This window comes from Ruegeria sp. PrR005 (assembly GCF_010500245.1).
Taxonomy (GTDB): domain Bacteria; phylum Pseudomonadota; class Alphaproteobacteria; order Rhodobacterales; family Rhodobacteraceae; genus Ruegeria_B; species Ruegeria_B marisflavi.
The window spans coordinates 1-19,974 of record NZ_JAAGOX010000057.1 but is presented as its reverse complement, the minus strand read 5'-3'; the positions used below and the strand labels follow the sequence as shown (position 1 = coordinate 19,974).

The 19,974-nt window shown below is 66.7% G+C and carries 22 protein-coding genes; 11 read left to right on the top strand and 11 right to left on the bottom strand.

The annotated features are described in order from the left end of the window. Nucleotides 1-176 precede the first annotated feature (176 nt). Complete coding sequence (gndA, locus tag G0P99_RS23490; RefSeq protein WP_164132933.1) at nt 177-1,550, top strand: NADP-dependent phosphogluconate dehydrogenase; 1,374 nt, start codon at nt 177-179, stop codon at nt 1,548-1,550. Between the two features lie 181 nt (nt 1,551-1,731). Further along, on the top strand, nt 1,732-2,427 hold the full coding sequence (aqpZ, locus tag G0P99_RS23485) for an aquaporin Z (RefSeq protein WP_164132932.1): 696 nt from the start codon (nt 1,732-1,734) through the stop codon (nt 2,425-2,427). Between the two features lie 59 nt (nt 2,428-2,486). Here aqpZ and G0P99_RS23480 read toward each other — a convergent pair whose 3' ends face one another. Further along, on the bottom strand, nt 2,487-3,107 hold the full coding sequence (locus G0P99_RS23480; protein WP_164132931.1) for a glutathione S-transferase family protein: 621 nt from the start codon (nt 3,105-3,107) through the stop codon (nt 2,487-2,489). Between the two features lie 129 nt (nt 3,108-3,236). Here G0P99_RS23480 and G0P99_RS23475 point away from each other — a divergent pair, with 129 nt between their 5' ends. Then, on the top strand, nt 3,237-4,841 hold the full coding sequence (locus G0P99_RS23475; RefSeq protein ID WP_164132930.1) for a GMC family oxidoreductase: 1,605 nt from the start codon (nt 3,237-3,239) through the stop codon (nt 4,839-4,841). A gap of 91 nt (nt 4,842-4,932) precedes the next feature. Here G0P99_RS23475 and G0P99_RS23470 read toward each other — a convergent pair whose 3' ends face one another. After that, nucleotides 4,933-5,859 (bottom strand): LysR family transcriptional regulator, encoded by a 927-nt coding sequence (locus G0P99_RS23470; protein ID WP_164132929.1) that lies wholly within the window; start codon nt 5,857-5,859, stop codon nt 4,933-4,935. Between the two features lie 107 nt (nt 5,860-5,966). Between G0P99_RS23470 and G0P99_RS23465 the strand changes: the two genes are divergently transcribed. Then, nucleotides 5,967-6,188 (top strand): hypothetical protein, encoded by a 222-nt coding sequence (locus tag G0P99_RS23465; protein WP_164132928.1) that lies wholly within the window; start codon nt 5,967-5,969, stop codon nt 6,186-6,188. A gap of 12 nt (nt 6,189-6,200) precedes the next feature. On the opposite strand, the gene hrpB is transcribed toward G0P99_RS23465, so the two are convergent. Beyond that, nucleotides 6,201-8,657, bottom strand: a complete 2,457-nt coding sequence (gene hrpB, locus G0P99_RS23460) for an ATP-dependent helicase HrpB (RefSeq protein WP_164132927.1) — start codon at nt 8,655-8,657, stop codon at nt 6,201-6,203. 221 nt (nt 8,658-8,878) lie between these two features. On the opposite strand from hrpB, the gene meaB reads away from it, so the two are divergent. The 4 genes from meaB to G0P99_RS23440 all read left to right on the top strand — a co-directional run bounded on the left by meaB (nt 8,879) and on the right by G0P99_RS23440 (nt 11,394). After that, nucleotides 8,879-9,856 (top strand): methylmalonyl Co-A mutase-associated GTPase MeaB, encoded by a 978-nt coding sequence (gene meaB, locus G0P99_RS23455; RefSeq protein WP_164132926.1) that lies wholly within the window; start codon nt 8,879-8,881, stop codon nt 9,854-9,856. A 229-nt stretch (nt 9,857-10,085) separates the two neighbouring features. Further along, entirely contained in the window at nt 10,086-10,373 is a 288-nt protein-coding gene (gene rpmB / locus G0P99_RS23450; RefSeq protein WP_164132925.1) for a 50S ribosomal protein L28, read from the top strand. 146 nt (nt 10,374-10,519) lie between these two features. After that, nucleotides 10,520-10,870: a hypothetical protein gene (locus G0P99_RS23445; protein ID WP_164132924.1), complete on the top strand. Its 351-nt coding sequence runs from the start codon at nt 10,520-10,522 to the stop codon at nt 10,868-10,870. A 47-nt stretch (nt 10,871-10,917) separates the two neighbouring features. Then, nucleotides 10,918-11,394, top strand: coding sequence for a copper chaperone PCu(A)C (locus tag G0P99_RS23440; RefSeq protein ID WP_164132923.1), 477 nt, complete (start codon nt 10,918-10,920; stop codon nt 11,392-11,394). Nucleotides 11,395-11,443: 49 nt separating this feature from the next. Here G0P99_RS23440 and G0P99_RS23435 read toward each other — a convergent pair whose 3' ends face one another. Both G0P99_RS23435 and G0P99_RS23430 read right to left on the bottom strand, forming a co-directional pair. Beyond that, nucleotides 11,444-12,427: an ornithine cyclodeaminase family protein gene (locus tag G0P99_RS23435; protein ID WP_164132922.1), complete on the bottom strand. Its 984-nt coding sequence runs from the start codon at nt 12,425-12,427 to the stop codon at nt 11,444-11,446. Continuing rightward, entirely contained in the window at nt 12,424-13,122 is a 699-nt protein-coding gene (locus G0P99_RS23430; RefSeq protein ID WP_164132921.1) for an NAD-dependent deacylase, read from the bottom strand. Before G0P99_RS23430 ends, G0P99_RS23435 begins: the two co-directional genes overlap by 4 nt. Before the next feature lie 44 nt (nt 13,123-13,166). Here G0P99_RS23430 and G0P99_RS23425 point away from each other — a divergent pair, with 44 nt between their 5' ends. Together G0P99_RS23425 and G0P99_RS23420 are read left to right on the top strand one after the other, a co-directional pair. Next, nucleotides 13,167-13,610, top strand: a complete 444-nt coding sequence (locus G0P99_RS23425) for a low molecular weight protein-tyrosine-phosphatase (protein WP_164132920.1) — start codon at nt 13,167-13,169, stop codon at nt 13,608-13,610. Between the two features lie 16 nt (nt 13,611-13,626). Continuing rightward, nucleotides 13,627-14,136, top strand: a complete 510-nt coding sequence (locus G0P99_RS23420; RefSeq protein WP_164132919.1) for a GNAT family N-acetyltransferase — start codon at nt 13,627-13,629, stop codon at nt 14,134-14,136. Between the two features lie 17 nt (nt 14,137-14,153). Here G0P99_RS23420 and G0P99_RS23415 read toward each other — a convergent pair whose 3' ends face one another. The 3 genes from G0P99_RS23415 to G0P99_RS23405 all read right to left on the bottom strand — a co-directional run bounded on the left by G0P99_RS23415 (nt 14,154) and on the right by G0P99_RS23405 (nt 16,777). Continuing rightward, nucleotides 14,154-14,444 (bottom strand): hypothetical protein, encoded by a 291-nt coding sequence (locus G0P99_RS23415; RefSeq protein ID WP_164132918.1) that lies wholly within the window; start codon nt 14,442-14,444, stop codon nt 14,154-14,156. Beyond that, complete coding sequence (locus G0P99_RS23410) at nt 14,441-15,544, bottom strand: hypothetical protein (protein ID WP_203583241.1); 1,104 nt, start codon at nt 15,542-15,544, stop codon at nt 14,441-14,443. Before G0P99_RS23410 ends, G0P99_RS23415 begins: the two co-directional genes overlap by 4 nt. 264 nt (nt 15,545-15,808) lie before the next feature. After that, complete coding sequence (locus tag G0P99_RS23405) at nt 15,809-16,777, bottom strand: LysR family transcriptional regulator (protein ID WP_164132917.1); 969 nt, start codon at nt 16,775-16,777, stop codon at nt 15,809-15,811. 77 nt (nt 16,778-16,854) lie between these two features. On the opposite strand from G0P99_RS23405, the gene hisD reads away from it, so the two are divergent. Continuing rightward, entirely contained in the window at nt 16,855-18,156 is a 1,302-nt protein-coding gene (gene hisD / locus G0P99_RS23400; protein WP_164132916.1) for a histidinol dehydrogenase, read from the top strand. A 38-nt stretch (nt 18,157-18,194) separates the two neighbouring features. On the opposite strand, the gene G0P99_RS23395 is transcribed toward hisD, so the two are convergent. The 3 genes from G0P99_RS23395 to G0P99_RS23385 form a co-directional block, all read right to left on the bottom strand. Next, nucleotides 18,195-18,512: a hypothetical protein gene (locus tag G0P99_RS23395; RefSeq protein WP_164132915.1), complete on the bottom strand. Its 318-nt coding sequence runs from the start codon at nt 18,510-18,512 to the stop codon at nt 18,195-18,197. Between the two features lie 293 nt (nt 18,513-18,805). Further along, nucleotides 18,806-18,982 carry a hypothetical protein gene (locus G0P99_RS23390; protein ID WP_164132914.1) on the bottom strand — a complete coding sequence of 59 codons (177 nt, stop codon included), beginning with the start codon at nt 18,980-18,982 and terminating at the stop codon, nt 18,806-18,808. Between the two features lie 205 nt (nt 18,983-19,187). Next, entirely contained in the window at nt 19,188-19,856 is a 669-nt protein-coding gene (locus G0P99_RS23385) for a hypothetical protein (RefSeq protein ID WP_164132913.1), read from the bottom strand. Between the last annotated feature and the right edge of the window lie 118 nt (nt 19,857-19,974).

Below are 19,974 nucleotides of genomic sequence, written 5' to 3'. Positions count from 1 at the left end.
CACCTCTACAGTGATTGAAGTTTTTTATTTCGTGTGGAAATCTGACCGATATTTGTACCTTTCTCGCCAAAAATCAACAGAAATCCCGTTTTTTGGCCGATATTGCCTGCCTGCTTGCACGTGAAACGGGCATCGCGCATCCTGCGCTTCGCAGGCACAGCTTGACCGGAGGCATGATGGCGCACCCACGGATCGGGATTTACGGATTGGGAACCATGGGCAGCGCGCTGGCGCTTAATTTCGCCAGCCACGGCATCGACATCGCCGTCGCCAACCGCGAGGCCGACTGGGTCGCGCCCTTCCTCGACCGGGCGGGGCCGCTGGCCAGCAGGATCACCGGCTGCCCGGACCCGGCCGCGCTGGTGCGGGCGCTGCCCGCGCCCCGGCTGATCCTGCTGATGATCCCCTCGGGCGCGGCGGTCGACGCGATGATCGACACCTTCTTGCCGCTGCTCGCGCCGGGCGACACGCTGATCGACGCGGGCAATTCCGATTTCCACGACACCCGCAGGCGCGCGGCGGTGCTGGCCGGACGCGGCATCGCGCTTGTCGGTCTCGGGGTCTCGGGCGGCGACCAGGGCGCGCGCCACGGGCCGTCGATGATGCTGGGCGGCCCGCCCGATGCCTGGGCGCGCCTGCGCCCTCTGCTCGAACCGATTGCCGCACAGTTTCGGGGTGATCCGTGCGTCGCGCATGTCGGGCCGGACGGGGCGGGGCATTTCGTCAAGACCGTGCACAATGGTATCGAATATGCCGATATGCAGATGATCGCCGAGGTCTATGGCCTCTTGCGCGATGGCGCCGGTTGGCAGGCCCCCCGGATCGGCGCCCAGTTCGCCGAATGGGACAAGGGACCGCTCAGATCGTTCCTGGTGGAGACCACGGCCCGTGTCCTGGCCGCCACCGACCCCGAAACCGGGCAGCCGATGGTGGACATGATCCGCGATACCGCAGGACAAAAGGGCACCGGCCGCTGGACCGTGATAGAGGCGCTGCACCTCGGCCAATCCGCCTCGGCGATCGAGGCGGCGGTGGCCGCGCGCGCCTGGTCCGGCCTGGCGCGCCTGCCCTCAGCGACGTCCACCCAGCCGATTCCGGTAGATTCAGACCGGCTGGCCAGCGCCTTGCAGGCCGGGCGCCTGATCGCCCATCTGCAAGGCTTCGCCATCCTGCGCGCCGCTGCCGCCGAGTATGACTGGCCCCTCGATCTGGCCCGTATTGCCGAGATCTGGCGCGCGGGTTGCATCATCCGCTCGGACCTGCTCGACCGTCTCGCGCCGATCTGGCGCAATGCCGGAGACGCCCCCCTGCACCTGGCTCCGGGTATCGCAGAAATGTTGTCCGCCGATCTGTCCGCCCTGCGCGAAATGGTGGCACAGGCGGTGGCCTCGGCCTTGCCGGTTCCGGCGCTGTCCGCCGCACTTACCTGGGTCGACAGCCTGGCGCAACAGCGCGGCACCGCGAACCTGATCCAGGCCCAGCGCGACGCCTTTGGCCGTCATGGTTTCGAACGCACCGACAGGCCGGGGCCCGCGCATTTCGACTGGTAACCCTGTCCGGGCCCGACCCGGCATCGCCCGCCAACACCTGCGACCAAGATCAAGAAAGTTGACACAAGAATATTTCTTGGGACTTACTACCTGATCCGCAAGCGCTTTTCGCCCTTGTCTCTGGCGGAACGTCTCTTCGCGGTCGGTGATTTTCGTGCCGGTTTCCCTGAGGGAGAACTCTATGACCAACAAACTACTTGCTGAAGTCTTCGGAACCTTCTGGCTGGTGCTCGGCGGCTGTGGCAGCGCTGTGCTGGCAGCCGGTGTTGCAGATGTCGGGATCGGCTGGGCGGGCGTCAGCCTGGCCTTCGGCCTCACGGTTCTGACCATGGCCTATGCGGTCGGGCAGATTTCGGGCGGCCATTTCAACCCGGCGGTGTCGCTGGGCCTGATGGTGGCGGGGCGCTTCGACGGCAAACTGCTGCTGCCCTACTGGGCCGCTCAGGTGATCGGTGCCGTTCTGGCCGCGCTTGTGCTTTACATCATCGTATCAGGCGGCGCGGGCTTTTCCGGTGTCGGCGGTTTTGCCTCCAACGGTTATGGCGAGGCCTCGCCACAGGGCTATTCGATGATGTCCGGCCTGGTGACCGAGGTCGTGCTGACCGCCTTCTTCCTGATCATCATCCTCGGCGCCACGTCCAAGGGCGCCCCGGCCGGTTTCGCGCCAATCGCCATCGGCCTTGGCCTGACGCTCATCCATCTGGTGTCGATCCCGGTGACGAACACCTCGGTCAACCCCGCCCGCTCGACCGGCGTGGCGCTGTTTGCCGATGGCCCGGCGCTGGCGCAGCTCTGGCTGTTCTGGGTGGCACCGCTGATCGGCGGCGCCCTGGGCGCGATCCTGTGGAAGGTCATCGCGGGCGACGACGCGGACTGATCACGCATAATACGGGCCGGCTCCGGACGGGGCCGGCGACCGGAACCAGCGCGCTCCGGTCAGGCCTGGCCATTCCGGCAATAGGAGTGGAATCCGCCCCGGTCGGACATACGTCCCATCCAGTCTGCCACTGCGGGCAAATCTGGACGCTCCATCGGCGTGCTTTCCCAGCGGTTGGTCGACAGGGCGAGGACAATATCGGCCAGGGTGAAATTCTCACCACAGACAAAGGCGCCTGTCTCGGACAGGCGCCGATCCAAAAGTGTCATCGCGGCATTCCAGTCCCGGACACTGGCCTTCTGCGCGTCTTGATCGGCAAACCTCGGATCCTTGCGCACCAATCCCATGAACGCCGCACGCCACGCGGTGTTCAATTCGGCAATCTGCCAATCCATCCAGGCTTCGACACTTGCCCGCCCGGCGGCCTCTTCGGGAAGCAGGTCGCCACGTCGCTGGCGGCTGGCGACGTAGCGGCAGATCGTGTTCGACTCCGTCAACACCAGATCACCATCCACCAGCACCGGCACCAACCCTTTCGGGTTGAGGACAAGAAAGCTGGGGTCAGACGTGGGCCGCGTCTGTCCGCCCCAGTCCACCCGGTCCACCGATAGCCCCACCTCGGCACATGTCCAGAGAACCTTGCGCACGTTGATCGAGTTCTTCTGCCCGAGTATCCGCATTTCTGTCCCCTTGGTGTCCGGCGTTTGCCATGACGCGGTTGGTACCCGCCGAACGCGGGTCGCGCGACGGAGACTGCCCCATTGCATCCCCCGTCTCAATCGGCAAGCTGGCAGACGAGGGAGACTAAAATGACCGAGCAGCTTGCAGGCGATTACGACTATATCATCGTAGGTGGAGGCACCGCCGGATGCGTGCTGGCCAATCGGCTCAGCGCCGACCCGAAAACCCGCGTTCTGCTGCTCGAAGCAGGCGGCAAGGGCCATTATCACTGGGTCCATATCCCGGTGGGTTACCTTTATTGCATCGGCAATCCGCGCGTCGACTGGATGATGAAGACCGCCGCCGAACCCGGCCTCAACGGCCGCAGCCTGGTCTATCCGCGCGGCAAGGTGCTGGGCGGCTGCACCTCGATCAACGGCATGATCTACATGCGCGGCCAGGCTGCCGACTATGACGGCTGGCGGCAGATGGGCAATACCGGCTGGGGCTGGGACGATGTGCTACCCTATTTCCGCCGCTCCGAGGATCACCACAAGGGCGAGACCGAGTTGCACGGGGCCGGGGGCGAGTGGAAAGTCACCACCCAGCGCCTCAGCTGGGAGATCCTGCGCGCCTTTCAACAGGGCGCGCGCGAGTTCGGTTACGAACCCACCGAGGATTTCAACAGCGGCACCAACGAGGGCTCGGGCTTCTTCGAGGTCAACCAGAGAAACGGCGTGCGCTGGAATACCACCAAGGCCTTCCTGCGCCCGGCGATGAACCGCCCCAACCTGCGCGTCCTGACCCGGGCCGAGACGCAGCGGCTGACCCTCGACGGCAAGCGGGTCACCGGCGTTGTCTTCCGCCACAACGGGGCCGATCATACGGCCACGGCGCAGGCCGAGGTGCTACTGGCCGCCGGTGCCATCAACTCGCCCAAGCTTATGGAACTCAGCGGTATCGGACAGCCCGACCGCCTCTCGGCGCTGGGCATCACCCCGGTGCATGACCTGCCCGGCGTGGGCGAGAACCTGCAAGATCACTTGCAGATCCGTACCGTGTTCAAGGTCTCGAACACGCCCACCCTGAACGAGACGGCCAATTCGCTGACCGGTCGCATCGGCATCGCGCTGAAATATGCACTGACCCGCTCAGGCCCGCTCAGCATGGCGCCCAGCCAGTTCGGCATGTTCACCAAATCCGACCCTGCGCTGGAAACCCCGGACCTGGAATACCACGTGCAACCGCTGTCGACCGACCGGCTGGGCGACCCGTTGCACCCCTTCCCGGCCATCACCGTCTCGGTCTGCAACCTGCGGCCCGAAAGCGTGGGCGACTGCCACATCACCAGCGCCGAAACCGGCCCGCAGCCGCATATCCGCCTCAACTACCTCAGCGCCCCGCGCGACCAACAGGTCGCTGTCGCCGCCGTGAAACAGGCCCGCCGGATCATGACCGCGAGGGCGCTCGCCCCCTACGCACCGCAAGAATTCCTGCCCGGCCCGCAGGTCGCCAGCGATGCAGACCTCTTGCGCGAGGCGGGCAATATCGCCACCACGATCTTTCACCCGGTGGGCACCTGCAAGATGGGTGGCGACCCGATGGCGGTGGTCGCTCCCGATCTGTGCGTGCACGGGCTGTCGGGCCTGAGGGTGATCGACGCCTCGATCATGCCAAAGATCGTTAGCGGCAATACCGCCTCGCCCGTCATCATGATCGCCGAAAAAGCCGCCGACATGATCCGCGCATCCTAGTGCCGGCCCCTGCTTCTTTCTGGTCCGAAATACTCCGGGGGTGTGGCCCGCCAGGGCCGAGGGGGCAGCGCCCCCTGCATAATCACTTCCTTCAGCACTCCGGCCGATAGGCCTGCGCGATCATCGCCTGCTCGCGCTGCGCCACATAGGCCTCGCGAAACCGGGGCGCAAAGAACGCGGCAAAGGCACGGACTTCGGGGCGGCGATAGGCATCCGGGCCGATCACCAGCCACGAGGTCGTGTCGGTGCCCGGAACCGGATCGAAGCACCGCACCAGCGAAGGATAATCGGCGGCAAACGAAATCGTCACCGGGCCGATACCCAGTCCCGCCTCGATACTGGCGGTGACCGATTCCGGCTCGCCGCAGCGCGCCACGATCTGTTCGGGCAAGATCCGCTCCACCAGCCAGCGGTTCAGCCGCATTGCCCCCGGCATGGGGTCGTAGATGACAAAGGTATGACCGGCGAAATCATCGGGCCCCGTCGGTACTCCATGACGCGCGGCATAGTCGCGCGATGCGTAAAGGGCCGATTTGACGTCGGTGAGCTTTGAACAGATCAGCCGCTCGTCGGTGATCTGGGGCGTGATACGGATGGCGATGTCGGCCTCTCCCGCCGCCAGATCGAGGATGTCATAGGTCGAGATCAGTTCGAAACGGATCTCGGGGTGCTCGTCACGGAAATCTGACAGGATCTTGGTGAAAATCGGCGAGAAATTCCGGTTGGGGGCGGTAATCCGGATCGGTCGGGCGTTGGACTTGCGCGCCTTGGTCGCGGCCTCTTCCAGGTTTCTGGCCGAGGCTTCCAGCATCTCCGCCTGCGGCAGCAGGTCCCGCGCCACCAGGGTCGGGCGGAACCCGCGGGTATCACGCTCGAACAGCGTCAGCCCCAACTGGTGCTCCAGCGTCTCGATCTGGCGGGCGACGGTCGGCTGCGACACCCCCAGCACTCGCGATGCGGCCAGTGTCGATCCCTCGCGGTAGACTGCCAGAAAGACGCGAATGTCCGACCAGTTCAACGACCACCTCTTCATTTCCGAAGAACCGCGCAACACCGTTGTCTATACCATGCCGCTCATGCGCCACCTAGAATTCTTTGTGTGATGCTCAGGCAGGGGAGACCGAGATGACAATGCAGGACAGCTTTCCAATCATTGGTGGAATGTGGCGCGCGCTGCTTGCGCTGCCGCTGCCCCGGCGCCACATCCAGACCACCCCAGAGGCCCGGGTCGAGGACGACCGCGCACGCCGCGCCTTCGTGCAGGACATGTTCGAACTCTGCCCCGAGGCCTTCTCCACCGATACCGGCCTGCACGAGACAATGATCGGGCTTTCCGGTCGGTACTGACCGGGCGCCGGGCTACCGGGTGCCGCCGCGCGGCTTGGCCCTCAGCGTCGGATCGGCGGCGCGCGGGTCCTCGGGCCAGGGATGCCTGGGGTATTGCGCGCGCATGTCCTTGCGCACATCCGAGTAGGATCCGTCCCAGAACCCGGGCAGGTCGCGGGTGATCTGGATCGGGCGCTGGGCGGGTGACAAAAGCGTGATTTTCAGCGGCACGCCCGCCACCACCGGATGCGCCGTGACCCCGAACATCTCTTGCAGCCGGACCGAGATTTCCGGTACTTCATGGGCATAGTCGATAGGCACCTTGCGTCCCAGCGGTGTGACAAAGGCACCGGGCGCGCGGGTCTCCAGCTCCTGGCTCTGGCCCCAGTCGAGCCGTGCCTTCAGCGCTGGCAGCGGGTCAAAGCGTTTCCAGTCCTCGGCGCTACGCACGCCCGAGAGCATCGGCAACAGCCAATCCTTGAGGCTCTCCAACAGCCCGGCTTCGGAGAAATCCGGCAACTCGGCGCCCTCGGCGCGCACCAGTTCCACCCGCCGTGCCAGCCGGGCGGCGGCACCCTCCAGCCGCAGGCCAAGGTCGCGCACGCCCTCCAGCATGGCGCGGGCCACGGCCTCGGGCGGCACGTCCTTCCAGATCCGGTCGCTCAGGGTGATCGCGCCCAGCCGCTCCTGCTGCCGTGCGGCCACCCGGCGGTCGCGCCGCGACCATTCGCAGGTGTCGACGGTGGCGATCTGACCTCCGAACAGGTCGCGCAGCTCACCTTCGGTGATCCGCGCGGCCATGCGAATGCGCGCCTCGCGCGGGTCGCCATCGGTGTCGATCGCCACCAGATAGGGCGCGGCGGCCAGCGCCTCGCCCGACTCCAGCGCCGCGCCCTTGCCGCCCGACAGGACAAAGCGCGGCGCCTCGCCTTTGCGGCGTTGGCCGATCCGGTCGGGATAGGCGAGCGCTGCCATCGCCGCCGGGCTCATCGCCTCTGCCGATGGGGTGGCCTGCCGCTCCAGCCGCTTCACCTCACCCCGGATGCGGTCGATCACGCCCATGTTCACTTCATAGGGCCGCGCGCGCCGGAACCGCGCCGTATCCCGCAAGACCTCCAGCCGCAGTTCCAGATCGGCGGGCGCGCCGCGCAGCGGGTCGCGTTCGGCCATCAGCGCCGCCAGCGGGGCTGCCTGCCGCCCGGCCACGGCCAGCATATGGCCCAGACGCGGATGCAGCGGCAAAGCCGCCAGTGCCCGGCCGTGATCGGTGATCCGCCCTTGCCCGTCGAGCGCGCCCAGCATGGCGAGCAGCGCCCGGGCTTCGGCAAGCGCGCCCTCGGGTGGCTGCGTCAGGAATGGCAAGTCCCCGGGCTCTGCCCCCCAGAGTGCCAGCTCCAGCGCGAGGCCCGCCAGATCCGCCGCCTCGATCTCGGCCGGGGGAAATGCCGCAAGCGCGCCTTCCTCGCCCCGGGTCCAGAGGCGATAGCAGACGCCTTCGGCCACGCGCCCTGCGCGGCCGGCGCGCTGGGTCGCCTCGGCCCGCGTCACCCGCTCGGTGACCAGCCGCGACATGCCGGAACCGGGGTCGAACCGCGCCCGGCGGGCTTGTCCCATGTCCACCACCACCCGGATATCGGGAATGGTCAGCGAGGTTTCCGCGATCGAGGTCGCCAGCACCACCTTGCGCCCTTCCGGCGCGGGGGCCAGCGCCGCCCGCTGCGCGGCAAAGGGCATCGCCCCGAAGAGCGGCCTGACCGCGCAATCGCCCGACAGGCGTTTGGACAACAGCGCCTCGGCGCGCCGGATTTCACCTTCGCCGGGCAGAAAGACCAACAGGCCGCCGCCGCTGTCGCGGGTCTCGGCCTCGGCCCGAACGACGAGATCGACCAGCGCCTCCACCCGCCGCGCCTGCGGGCCCAGCGGCCGGTCCAGCCAGCGCGTCTCGACCGGAAAGGCGCGTCCCTCGGACGTGACCAGCGGCGCCGCCATCAGCTTGGCCACCGGGCCTGCGTCGAGCGTCGCTGACATTGCCAAGAGGATCAGGTCGTCGCGCAGCGCGCCCGCCACTTCAAGGCAGAGCGCAAGTCCCAGATCGGCATTGAGCGAGCGTTCGTGAAACTCGTCAAAGATCACCGCGCCCACCCCGGGCAGGTCAGGGTCCGATTGCAGCATCCGGGTCAGGATGCCCTCGGTCACGACCTCGATCCGGGTCGCCTTGGACACCTTGGCCTCGCCCCGGATGCGATAGCCCACGGTCTGCCCCGCAGCCTCGCCTAGCGTCTCGGCCATGCGCTCGGCGGCGGCGCGCGCCGCGAGCCTGCGCGGCTCGAGCATCACGATCCGCCCCTGCGTCAGCCCGGCCTCCAGCATGGCCAGCGGCACCCGCGTGGTCTTGCCCGCGCCCGGCGGCGCCTGCAACACGGCCCGGCCCTGCTTTTGCAGGGCAGTGATCAGGTCGGGCAGGGCGTCGTCGATGGGCAGGCGTGTCATGCCGCCTTATCGCCAGAGCAGCGGGGGCAGGTCCAGTCCCATTCGGCGGCTCCCTGTGACGCGCGGTAGCGGATTTGAGTATTTGAGACCAGAAAGAAGCAGCACCACCAGCGCTGGTAGTCGGGCGCGCTGCACAGGGACAATCCGGCGCATCCCGTGGGTCGGCTCTGGACAAACCGGGGCCTGCTCCGCCATTCAGGTCAAAACTCGCGAGGACCGGCATGGATATCACACAGCTTGGTGACAGGATACTCTCGGGCGACCGCCGGGCGCTGGCGCGGGCGATCACGCTGGTGGAAAGCCGCCGCGCCGATCACCGGGCCGAGGCGACGGCACTGCTCGACCGGCTGGCCCGGTCCGAGCGGCAGGCGCTCAGGATCGGGCTTTCGGGCACGCCGGGCGTCGGCAAGTCCACCTTCATCGAAAGCTTCGGCATGATGCTGGTTGGGCAGGGGCTGCGCGTCGCGGTGCTGGCGGTCGATCCCAGCTCGGCCCGTTCGGGCGGTTCGATCCTGGGCGACAAGACCCGGATGGAGCGCCTGTCGCGCGAGCCCAATGCCTTTATCCGCCCGTCGCCCAGCCAGAGCCATCTGGGCGGCGTGGCGCGGCGTACCCGCGAGGCGGTCGCGCTGTGCGAGGCGGCGGGGTTTGACGTGGTGCTGATCGAGACCGTCGGCGTCGGTCAGTCCGAAACCGTGGTCTCGGAACTGTCGGACCTGTTCCTGCTGCTGCTGGCGCCCGCGGGCGGTGACGAGTTGCAAGGCGTCAAGCGCGGCATCATGGAGATGGCCGACATGATTCTGGTCAACAAGGCCGACGGCCCGCTGAAACCGGTCGCGACCCGGACCTGTGCCGATTATGCCGGTGCGCTGCGCCTCTTGCGCAAGCGGCCGCAGGATCCCGAACATTTCCCCAAGGCGCTGACCGTTTCGGCGGTCGAGGAACACGGGCTGGCCGAGGCCTGGGCCGAGATGCAAACGCTCACCCAATGGCGCAAGGCGCAAGGTCACTGGGCCCGCAACCGCGCGGCACAAGCCCGCTACTGGTTCGGCCAGGAGGTGCGCCACGCCCTGCTGGCCGGGTTGGAAAGCCCCCAGGCGCGGACCGAAATGGATCGTCTGGCCAAAGCTGCGGCCGACGGAGACCTGACCCCGGCCAGCGCCGCCGAGCAGATGCTGGCCTATCTCAAGGCGAACTGATGGCTTCCTCTTGCCAAAAATATCCCCGCCGGAGGCATGGCCCGCAGCGGGCCATTTCGGCGATCCTGATGAACAGGACGGCAGGGCAAAGAATCCGCGCCATCCGTCTTGACCCCCCGGCCGATTCCCACTACACGCATCCAACCAGTTTTCGGGCGCGACTTCGGGTTGCGCCCCTTGTGATTTGGCCGGTATCCCTTACCTGCCACCAGATACGAAGGAAGAGACCATGTCGCGCCGTTGCGAACTGACCGGAAAAGGCCCGATGACTGGCAACAATGTCAGCCATGCAAACAACAAGACCCGCCGTCGTTTTCTGCCCAACCTGAACGACGTGACGTTGCAGTCGGAAACCCTGGGTCGCGGCGTCAAGCTGCGCATCTCGGCGGCTGCCCTGCGCTCGGTCGACCACCGTGGCGGTCTGGACGCCTTCCTGGCCAAGGCCAAGGACGAGGAACTGTCCGATAACGCCCTGAAGGTCAAGAAAGAGATCGCCAAGGCACAAGCCTCGGCCTGATCGACCCCAGGTCACTGGATTGCAGAAAACCCCGCGCCAACCGGTGCGGGGTTTTCCGCGTGTGGAGCGCGGGCAAAGCGTCCGCCTGTCGCAGCGGCCCGATGCCGTCTTGCACTCCCCCGCGCGAACGCGGTAGCTGAACGCGCATGTTGATCCGTCTGCGCATAACCCTTGCCGTGACCCTGGCCGCGCTGCTGGCGCTGACCGGGCAGGGGCTGGCCAATTCCCGCGGCATGAACGCCGCGGTGGGGCAGATGGAGATCTGCACCGGCACCGGCCCGGTGATCCTCTACATGGACGAGGACGGGCAACCGGCGGCCCCGCCGCACTACTGCCCCGACTTTGCATTGGCCCTGTTGGGCGCGCTGACGCCTGACGTCATAGCCCTGCCAGTCGTGCCCGAGGGCGCCGCCGCGCAGCCGGATGGCACCCGTGCCAGCCTAATTTCCGCGACCCTCTCTGCCGTTCCGGCCCGCGCGCCGCCTGTCCCGGCCTGATCCGACCCAAATCAGACCAATCAGGACATGACCAAGGAGAGAGACCCATGTCGTTCAAATCCGCACTGCTGGCCGCTGCCGCAACCCTGACCCTTGCCACCACCGCGCTGGCCGGAGACATCACCATCAACGAAGCCTATGCCCGTTCGGCGGGCGCCAATGCCAAGGCGGGCGCCGCCTTCATGATGATCCACAATGCCGGTGACACCGACGACCGGCTGATCGACGCCCGCTCGGACGTGTCGGCCCGGGTGGAACTGCACACCCACAAGATCAACGACCAGGGCGTCGCGCAGATGATGCATGTGCCCGAAGGCTTCGTGATCCCCGCCGGTGGCATGCACGCGCTGGCGCGCGGCGGTGATCACGTGATGTTCATGGGCATCAAGGCACCTTTTGAACAGGGCGCGTTGGTGCCGGTGACGCTGGTGTTCGAAAAGGCCGGCGAGATCGTGGTGGAGATCCCCGTCGATCTGGAGCGCCAGGATGGCGGCCACGGCCACATGAAAAAGAAAAGCAACTAAGGGGCGGGCACGCCTGTCTTCAGGCTGCGTTGCAGCCCTCATCCATGCGTCAGGCCGGGTCTGAACCCGGCCTGGGGCGCCAGTCCGCCAGGGTTCCCACCCGGGCCTCGCGGGCGCGGTCCAGCGCCAGGGCCGCTATCGCAAAATCGCCGATCGCCATACCGCGAAATACGAAACCGGCGCGTGCCGCCGGGTCGCGCGCAAGGGCCGGTCCGGTCACCAGCGACGCCAGATCGCCGCTTACCAAAGCCGGTTCGACCATCGGGCGGGAGTTCTCCGCCTCCTGCGCCTGATCGTCGATGTAGAGCGGCGCCAGTGCCGCCATCCCTTTGGCCCGCCAGGGCACGCCCGCATCGGTGATCGCGGCAAAGGCGCCGGGTTTCAGCCAGCGGGCGTCCAGAAACGGTTCCATCCCATAGGCCAGCGTCACCGAGGAGACCACGATATCCGCCGCCGCCAGCGCCGCCTGCGGCGTGCTGGCGATCTCCACCTCCAGCCCCCGCGCCCGGGCCAGCGCGCCCAGGCGCTCCAGATTGCCCGCGCCGCGCCCCACAAGCACCGCGCGCCGCAGCGGGAAGAGGTCGCAGAACGCCGCCAGGTGGCTGCGCGCCTGCGCCCCGGTGCCGACAAAGGTGATCGTCTCGGCCGCCGGGTCGGCCAGCCGCCGCGCCGCCACCGCGCTCAGCCCGGCGGTACGCACGCCGGTCAGCCAGCCCGCCTGCATCAGCGCCAGCATCTCTCCCGTCTCGCTGTCCTGCACCAGCACCACGCCCTCGACCCCCGGCAACCCGCGTGACGGGTTGCGCGGGCTGACCATCACCGACTTGACCACCGTCAGATCCGGCGCGTCGCCCGTGGCCAGCGTCGTCATCACATAGCGCCCGTCGCCCGGCAGCACCGCCGATTTCGGCGCCACCTGCACCGCGCCGCGCGCCTGCGCCGCAATCGCCTCTTCCAGCGCCGTCAGTACCTCGGCCGTGGTGATCCCAAGCCCGGCCAGTTCGACATCCGACAGGATCAGGAACCCGCTCATGCCCGTCCCTCCAGAAGGCGGTTCACCCAGTCGGGTACGATCCGGCTCGCCGGACCGAACCGGGTCTCGTCGAAACTCGATACCACCGCCGAGGGTTCCAGGTTCATCTCCACCGTCCGCGCCCCCGCCGCGATCGCCTCGTGTACAAAGGCCGCCGCCGGATAGACCTGCCCCGAAGTGCCGATGGCCGCGAATACGGAACAGCCCGCCAGATGGTCGTAGATCGCATCCATGAAGTAAGGCATCTCGCCGAACCAGACCACGTCGGGCCGCGCCGCAGGGCGGGTACAGGCGGGGCAGGGGGTCTTGGGGCTCATCACCTCGGGTGCCTGCCAGCGATGGCCGCAGGCCCCGCATAGCGCGCCCGCCAGCGTGCCATGCATATGGATCACCTCCCGCGCGCCGCCCGCCTCGTGCAGGGCATCCACGTTCTGGGTCACGATCACCACCTCGCCCGGCCAGTCCCGCTGCAACCGCGCCAGTGCCTGATGGGCGGCATTGGGCTGCGCGGCGGCGGCCTGCACCCGGCGCGCGTTGTAGAACTCGTGCACCAGCACCGGATCGCGGGCAAACCCCTCGGGCGTGGCCACGTCCTCCAGCGGGTATTTCGTCCAGATCCCGCCCTTGTCGCGGAACGTGCCCAGCCCGCTTTCGGCCGATATCCCCGCCCCGGTCAGTATGACGATCTTTTCCATGCCCGGCCTTTCGCGTAAGGATCGGGACAAAACCGGAGCCCCGCATGTCCCACCGTATCCTCTTCGTCTGCCTTGGCAATATCTGCCGCTCGCCCGCCGCCGAGGGGGTGTTCCGCGCGCTGATGCCCGAGGCCCGGACCGACAGCGCCGGAACCGCGGGCTGGCATGTGGGCAAACCGCCCTATGGCCCGATGCAGACGGCGGCAGCGGCGCGCGGCATCGACCTGTCGGATCTGCGTGCGCGCCAGTTCAGCGCGGGCGATTTCACCCGCTTCGACCTGATCCTGGGCATGGACGCAGAAAACCTCGCCGAGATCGAGGCACTGCGCCCCGCAGGCAATACAACCCCCGTGCGGCTTTTCACCGAATTCGCGCCGGAAACCGGCGCAACCCATGTGCCCGACCCCTATTACACCCGCGACTTCGACGGCGCGCTCGACCTGATTGAGGCCGCCTCGGCCGGTCTGGCACGGCATCTGGCGCAATGACCGCCCGCACCGCGACATGACCCTGCGCCCGGCCACACTATCGGATGCCTCCAGCATCGCCGCCCTTTCCATCGAGGTCTGGATCGGCACCTACCTGAAATCGGGCATCAACGCCTTCTTCGCCGATTTCGCATTGTCCGAATTCACCACGCCCAAGATCGAACACCGCCTGGGTGATCCACGCAACCATGTCATCGTATCGGACAATATCCAGGGCATCGACGGCTTTGCCTGCCTGACGCAGAACAGCGCCGCCCCGGTGCCGGGTTGTTCCGACTGGGAAATCTCGACCCTCTATGTGCAGCCCCGCCATCACGGCAGGGGGATCGGCCGCGACCTGCTGCAAGCGCTGCTCGCCATCTGCCGCGCGCGAGGTGCGCCTTCGGTCTGGCTGGCCACCAATGCCGAGAACACGCCCGCTATCGGGTTCTATCAGGCGCAAGGATTCGAACCGGTGGGCGAAACCCATTTCCGCATCGGCGACCAAGGATATCTCAACACCGTGTTCCGGCTCGACCTGGGCTGAGCCCCGTCACACCCGGTTCAGGGTGCCTCATATCCCGGGGTGTCCCAATCCGCGCCCTCGCCGGTGCGGGGCGTCTCGGCCCGCCCGCTCAGCCAGGCGCGGGCAAACAGCAGCTCGGCAGGGGTCAGGCGCGGCGCGATGGCGGCCAGCCGGTCCGCGCGATCCACAAGTGTGACTCCGGGCGGCGGCGGCCCGGCCAGCACAAACAACTGCTCGCCACAGGACAGGCGCGCGCCGCGCAGCGCCGCGCGCGCCTGAGCTTTGATCCCGGTTCCCTTGGCGACAAAAACCAGGATCTCGTCTGTCATGACAGCACGGACTGCGCTCCGCCCGGGGCCTCGCTATAGCCCAGGTGCTTTCGCGTGGCGTCGCACATCTGCCAGTCGTTCGATTTCATGATGCATTTTACCCCGCCGTTAGGTGCGCACAGCGCGCAATTGCTGTTGGGCGCGCCAAAGATGCCCCAGGAGCCGCCGCAATTGCAATTGGCCCCGGCATATTCGTCAGGCGCCTGAAAGATATGCCCGGTCTCATGCGCAAACACCCGGTCGATCTGGTTGGACCCCCAGCCGTCATTGTCGAAATGCATGACCAGCCGCGGCCCCCGCAAATTCGCATAGGCGAAATGTTTCAGCCGGTACTTGGTGAAAAACGCGACATAGGCCCAGTCGGTGGCCAGCTTCTGGCGCAGCGACCTTGCATAGCGCTCGGCACCGGCCAGCCCCTTGGGCATGCCCAATTGCTTCAGCGCCGCATCCCGCCAGGGCGCTTCGAACTGCTCATATGTCGTGCCGTTCACAACTTCTGCGGCATTCACCGACAAGACCGAGATCTCGTGCACAAAGGTCACGTCCCGGTTCGGGGCTTCGCTGGCCAGATAGGACAGGCCGTTCTGCACTTCGGACACCACAAGTGTCTGGTCCTGCGCGCTGAATTTCAGATGTTGCTGCGGCCCCTCGACAATCACCAGCCCAACCGCCACCCGGCCTTTCAGCCGCGCCGACAGCGGCGGTTCGGCCCCGGCCTCGGGTCCGCCCGCCTGTTCTGTTCCCGCGTCCAGAACCAGCTCGTCTCCCGGCGGATGGATCGGCCCCGGGCCACCGGCACCGGCGCCCTCCCAGGATTCCCCCTGATAGGCGCGATCCAGTTTCGCCGCCCTCTGGGCAGGCATGTTGCGATAGTCAAAGGCCAGCCTGCCCAATTCCTCGGTCAGGCTGGGCGCTCCCTCAAGCTCGGGTGCGGCAAAGGGCGATTCGAGTTCGCCGGGTCCGCCAAACCCGGCCTCGGCGATCGCCAGCCGCCCATATTCGTGAAAAACCGCCTGCGGCATGCCGCCGGGGACGGCTTCGGGTGCCATCGCGGTCCCCGTCATTGTCAGGAATTCATTGGTTTCCAGATCGGAAGTCATGGCAATCTCCAAAATAACTGTGGGTAGAATACAGTCAGTATACCACAGCCATGCGCTGATCCCGAAATCACGCTTTTGGCCTCCGGTTTCCCGGCCAAATTCAGCTTTTCCAAAACTGCCCGTTCCTGTTGTGCAATCTCGGTCGCGCCCCTTGCCGGGCAGGGGGTGCCTGCGCTCAATGTCCGGCATTGACCGTTCCGACAGGCTCTGCCGATGACCCCGACCCGAGTTTCAGCCAAGGCGCCCGCCCCGGCACAGGCGCGATCACTGATCGTCGATCACCCGCATCTGCCCGCTCAGCCAGGGCAGCCGGGCCACCGCCGGGTCGATCATCTGGCTTTGCACCAGGCGGCGCATGGTCTGCGCCACATCGCGCGGCACCCGGTCGGCCCAGTCGGATCCGGCAAACAGCGAGATGGTGCGAGCAAAGGCGGCAAAGGGCAGGGGAAAGGCGTCGATCTCGTCATGGAACCGGGCCGCGCGCATGTATCCCAGCGGGGTTGTCACCGCCCAGCCCACGCGCCGCGCCACCATGGCGATCAGCGCCAGATGCGAGCCGATCTCGAACCGCTCCTCGAATTCCAGCTTGTGCCGCGCCAGTTGCGTCTCGATCTGGCGGCTGATCAGTTGCTCGCGCGCATAGCGCAACAGCGGCATGGTGCGCAGCACCGCCATGGTATCGCCGCCCTCGGTAAGTGTTCCGCGCGGAGCCACGATCATGAACGGATCGCGCACCAGCGGGTATTCGACCACGCCCTCATGCATCTCGCCCGAGGTCGCGGCCACCGCGATATGCAGCCGTCGCGCCTTCATCGCCTCGGTGATCTCGTGGCTGGGGGCCGTGATCAGCTTGAACCGGCACTTGGTCAGGCTGTCGGCCAGCAGCACCGCCAGCCGCGGTGTCAGGTCATTGTCGAAATCGTCGATCAACCCCATGCTAAGCGTGCTCAGATGGGTCAGGTCCATCACCGTCAGCTCGCTCTGCGCCAGCCTGAGTTCGCTCAGCACCGTCTCGGCCCGCGGCAGGAACGCGCGCCCGGCCGGGGTCAGCAGCATGGGCCGGCGGCCATGGTCGACCAGATCGCTGCCCAGCGCCTGTTCAAGGTTCTTCAATTGCTGGCTGACCGCCGGCTGGCTCAACCCGGTCAGCTCGCTGGCCTGCGCCACCGACCCAGTGCGCGCCAGCGCCTCGAACACTTCCAGTCCCCGCAGGGTCACGCCTTTCATGAGCATTCCGGTCGCTCCCGACAGTTTTGCTTTTTCTTAATCAAGTTTGACCTTGCGTCAAGCAAATATGACAAGGATCGCGTATGAGTATCGTCATTCTGAAATCCGCCCCCGGGCTGCCCGCCGCCACGCAGGGCGATGCCTCGGACGTCGTGCAGGTGATGCTGGCGCGTCTCAGGGTGGAAGGCGAGACAGCCGCCCGCGACTATGCCGCAAGGCTTGATGGCTGGACCGGCGACATCCTGGTCAGCCCGGACCAGATCGCGCGCGCCTGCGAGCAGGTGCCCGACGAGCTCAAGACCCAGATCCGGTATGCCCATGACAACATCCGCCGCTTTGCCGAGGCTCAGCGCGCCTCGGCGCTGGATTTCCAGACCGAGCTGCGCCCGGGCCTGATCGCCGGGCAGAAACAGATCCCGCTGTCCGCCGCCGGGGCCTATGTGCCGGGCGGCCGTTATGCCCATATCGCGTCGGCGCTGATGACGATCACCACCGCCCGCGCCGCAGGCGTACCGCAGATCACCGCCGTCTCGCCGCCGCAGGCGGGGCGGGGTATCCACCCCGCGATCCTCTATGCCATGTCGCTGGCGGGGGCCGACCGCATCCTGGCGCTGGGCGGCGTGCAGGGGGTGGCGGCGCTGGCCTTCGGCCTTTTCGGCGCGCCGCCTGCCGATATCCTGGTGGGTCCGGGCAACCAGTTCGTGGCCGAGGCCAAGCGTCAGCTGTTCGGTCCCGTGGGCATCGACATGTTCGCCGGTCCCACCGACAGCCTGGTGATCGCCGACGTCACCGCCGATCCGCTGACGGTGGCCTGGGATCTGGTCGGACAGGCCGAGCATGGCTACAACTCGCCGGTCTGGCTGGTCACCGACGACCGGACGCTGGCCGAGGCGGTCCTGGCCCTTATCCCCGGCTGCATCGCCGACCTGCCCGAACCCAACCGTTCCAGCGCTCAGGCCGCCTGGGATGCCTTGGGCGAGGTCATCCTGTGCCAAGACCGCGAGGAGATGGCCGCCACCGCCGACCGCTACGCGCCCGAGCACCTGCATGTGCAGGCCGCCGATCTGGACTGGTGGCGCAGTCGCCTCTCGGCCTATGGCTCGCTGTTTCTGGGCGAGTTCACCACCGTGGCCTTCGGCGACAAGGCCAGCGGCCCCAACCACGTGCTGCCCACCTCGGGCGCGGCCCGCTATACCGGCGGGCTCAGCGTGCACAAGTTCCTGAAAACCGTGACCTGGCAGCAGGTCGAGCCGCAGGCGCTGCCCGATCTGGCTCGCGCCACCGCCGCCATCTCGCGCGCCGAGGGGATGGAGGGGCACGCCCGCACCGCCGATATCCGGCTCGACAAACTGCGCCCCGCGCTCAGGCAGGTCGGCAACGGCTGAACAAACGAAAAGGCGGGCCCTTGGCCCGCCGTCTTCGATTACTGGCAGATCGCCTGCGCCAGCTCGCCAAAGGCCTTGTAGCGCTGCCACAGCGCCTCGTCGCTGCTCTTGTCCGACATTCGCACTTCCTGCGCCTGATGCGGATCCTTGAACCACTTGGCGACCTTGCGCCGGTCCGACCGGGTCAGCGCCTTGTTGGCCGCCTGCTGGATACAGCCGCAGCGCTGCGGCGTCGCCTCGGACCGGCCGCTCTGGCGGCAGGCATCGTTGATCACGCCGGTCGCCGCGAATCCCTGCGCCGGCACCGTCAATCCTATCAGAGCGGCACAGACCGCCCCCGTCAAAATCCGTCTCACGTTCCTGGCCTCTTGCTCTGTCCGCGGGGTCTGCCGCCCCGTCTTTCGGCGCATACTATGGCAAAAGAACCCGCTCGGATCAATCGGGTGCGACAATCGGAATGTATGGCTGGCAGAAAAGTGATCGGCCAAGCCCCGCGCCACGCGTAGGGTGGGCAGTCCTGCCCACCGCCCGCCCCAATGAACGGAGCGAAGGTGGGTCGAGCGCCACGCCCGTAGGGTGGGCAGTCCTGCCCACCGCACCCGACATGTCAGGAAACGGTGGGCAAACTGCCCACCCTACGGGCGCTGGATCAGAAGACACCGAAAATGCGCAGGCCGATCTGGACGAGGGTATAGAGCAATCCGCCAACGCCCCCCGCGACAGAGATGGTCAGCCCCGCGAGCCGCACCGTCTTCACGAGATCACTGTCAAAGGCCTTCGCCCCCTTGCGGGTCAGCTTCTTCGCGTCGTCCCGTATCATTGCCATCCGCGATACTCTGCCAAAAAAATCCGAGTAGCAGAGTCGGCGCCGGGCAGGGGCGGCGCCACAGGCGTAGGGTGGGCAGTCCTGCCCACCGCACCCGACATGACAGGCAATGGTGGGCAAACTGCCCACCCTACGGGGGTTGGTCAGAAGACGCCCGAAACTCGGATTGAAGAACGCGCACGGATCGGGCGACGGGAAAGTGTCATCACCCGGGTGGCAGGGTTTTGACAAAAGCCCAGATTGCCTTGGCAACCTGTTGGATGCTCTCGTTCTGCGAGGCCAGTGACGCGGCTGCAATGGGCGCCCCCAATTTGACCACGGCCTTTCCCGCCTCCTTGGAGGCCTCGGTCAAGGCCAGGTCGATCTTTCCGCCACAATAGGCCGCGATCCTGAGCGATACGTCCCACAGTGTCTTGGCGATGGCCTTGAGCCTGCCGGGTGATGGCTCGGGTTTGGCAATCTCCGATTCCAGGTCCTCGATCTGGTCCCAAACCAGCACGAAATCGCCACGCACGGCCCGCTGAACCCCATCGTCCAGAGGTGGCCCGCCATTGTCGCCGATCAGACCCGTCGAGGACAGCGCCGAACGGAGCGGCAACATGTCCTTCAGAGCAGCGATTTCCCGTTCAAGATCGAAGAGCCGCTCGATCCGTTCGATCTCTTGCGCCACCGCCTCCGGGCCAGCCTCCCAGATGGCATCGTCGATCAGGGCGACCCGGCGTTGAAGTTCCCACTCGAGGGGTTTGCCGTCGAGGAAACCTTGGTACCAGCGGCGCCAGAACGTGAACGATGAGGACGCCCCGAAGGCGCTATTGCAAACATTGTTCCAAAAATCATTTAGATAGGGGTCGTTGGCGGACAGCAATGGGCTCAAGGAACACGCCGCATTGCCTAGATTCCGGATTGTTTCAATGTTGGGTGGCCTGATCTGACTGGTCCGGTTTGATTGTTAGTGCATTAGTGGCCTCTGGTCCATCTGGACGATGGTTCCA

What these genes read in the sequence shown, in the direction of transcription:
- gndA (WP_164132933.1), top strand. Translation starts at nt 177, where the DNA reads ATGGCGCACCCACGGATCGGGATTTACGGATTGGGAACCATGGGCAGC.
- aqpZ (WP_164132932.1), top strand. Translation starts at nt 1,732, where the DNA reads ATGACCAACAAACTACTTGCTGAAGTCTTCGGAACCTTCTGGCTGGTG.
- G0P99_RS23480 (WP_164132931.1), bottom strand. Translation starts at nt 3,107, where the DNA reads ATGCGGATACTCGGGCAGAAGAACTCGATCAACGTGCGCAAGGTTCTC.
- G0P99_RS23475 (WP_164132930.1), top strand. Translation starts at nt 3,237, where the DNA reads ATGACCGAGCAGCTTGCAGGCGATTACGACTATATCATCGTAGGTGGA.
- G0P99_RS23465 (WP_164132928.1), top strand. Translation starts at nt 5,967, where the DNA reads ATGACAATGCAGGACAGCTTTCCAATCATTGGTGGAATGTGGCGCGCG.
- hrpB (WP_164132927.1), bottom strand. Translation starts at nt 8,657, where the DNA reads ATGACACGCCTGCCCATCGACGACGCCCTGCCCGACCTGATCACTGCC.
- meaB (WP_164132926.1), top strand. Translation starts at nt 8,879, where the DNA reads ATGGATATCACACAGCTTGGTGACAGGATACTCTCGGGCGACCGCCGG.
- rpmB (WP_164132925.1), top strand. Translation starts at nt 10,086, where the DNA reads ATGTCGCGCCGTTGCGAACTGACCGGAAAAGGCCCGATGACTGGCAAC.
- G0P99_RS23445 (WP_164132924.1), top strand. Translation starts at nt 10,520, where the DNA reads ATGTTGATCCGTCTGCGCATAACCCTTGCCGTGACCCTGGCCGCGCTG.
- G0P99_RS23440 (WP_164132923.1), top strand. Translation starts at nt 10,918, where the DNA reads ATGTCGTTCAAATCCGCACTGCTGGCCGCTGCCGCAACCCTGACCCTT.
- G0P99_RS23435 (WP_164132922.1), bottom strand. Translation starts at nt 12,427, where the DNA reads ATGAGCGGGTTCCTGATCCTGTCGGATGTCGAACTGGCCGGGCTTGGG.
- G0P99_RS23430 (WP_164132921.1), bottom strand. Translation starts at nt 13,122, where the DNA reads ATGGAAAAGATCGTCATACTGACCGGGGCGGGGATATCGGCCGAAAGC.
- G0P99_RS23425 (WP_164132920.1), top strand. Translation starts at nt 13,167, where the DNA reads ATGTCCCACCGTATCCTCTTCGTCTGCCTTGGCAATATCTGCCGCTCG.
- G0P99_RS23420 (WP_164132919.1), top strand. Translation starts at nt 13,627, where the DNA reads ATGACCCTGCGCCCGGCCACACTATCGGATGCCTCCAGCATCGCCGCC.
- G0P99_RS23415 (WP_164132918.1), bottom strand. Translation starts at nt 14,444, where the DNA reads ATGACAGACGAGATCCTGGTTTTTGTCGCCAAGGGAACCGGGATCAAA.
- G0P99_RS23410 (WP_203583241.1), bottom strand. Translation starts at nt 15,544, where the DNA reads ATGACTTCCGATCTGGAAACCAATGAATTCCTGACAATGACGGGGACC.
- G0P99_RS23405 (WP_164132917.1), bottom strand. Translation starts at nt 16,777, where the DNA reads ATGCTCATGAAAGGCGTGACCCTGCGGGGACTGGAAGTGTTCGAGGCG.
- hisD (WP_164132916.1), top strand. Translation starts at nt 16,855, where the DNA reads ATGAGTATCGTCATTCTGAAATCCGCCCCCGGGCTGCCCGCCGCCACG.
- G0P99_RS23390 (WP_164132914.1), bottom strand. Translation starts at nt 18,982, where the DNA reads ATGGCAATGATACGGGACGACGCGAAGAAGCTGACCCGCAAGGGGGCG.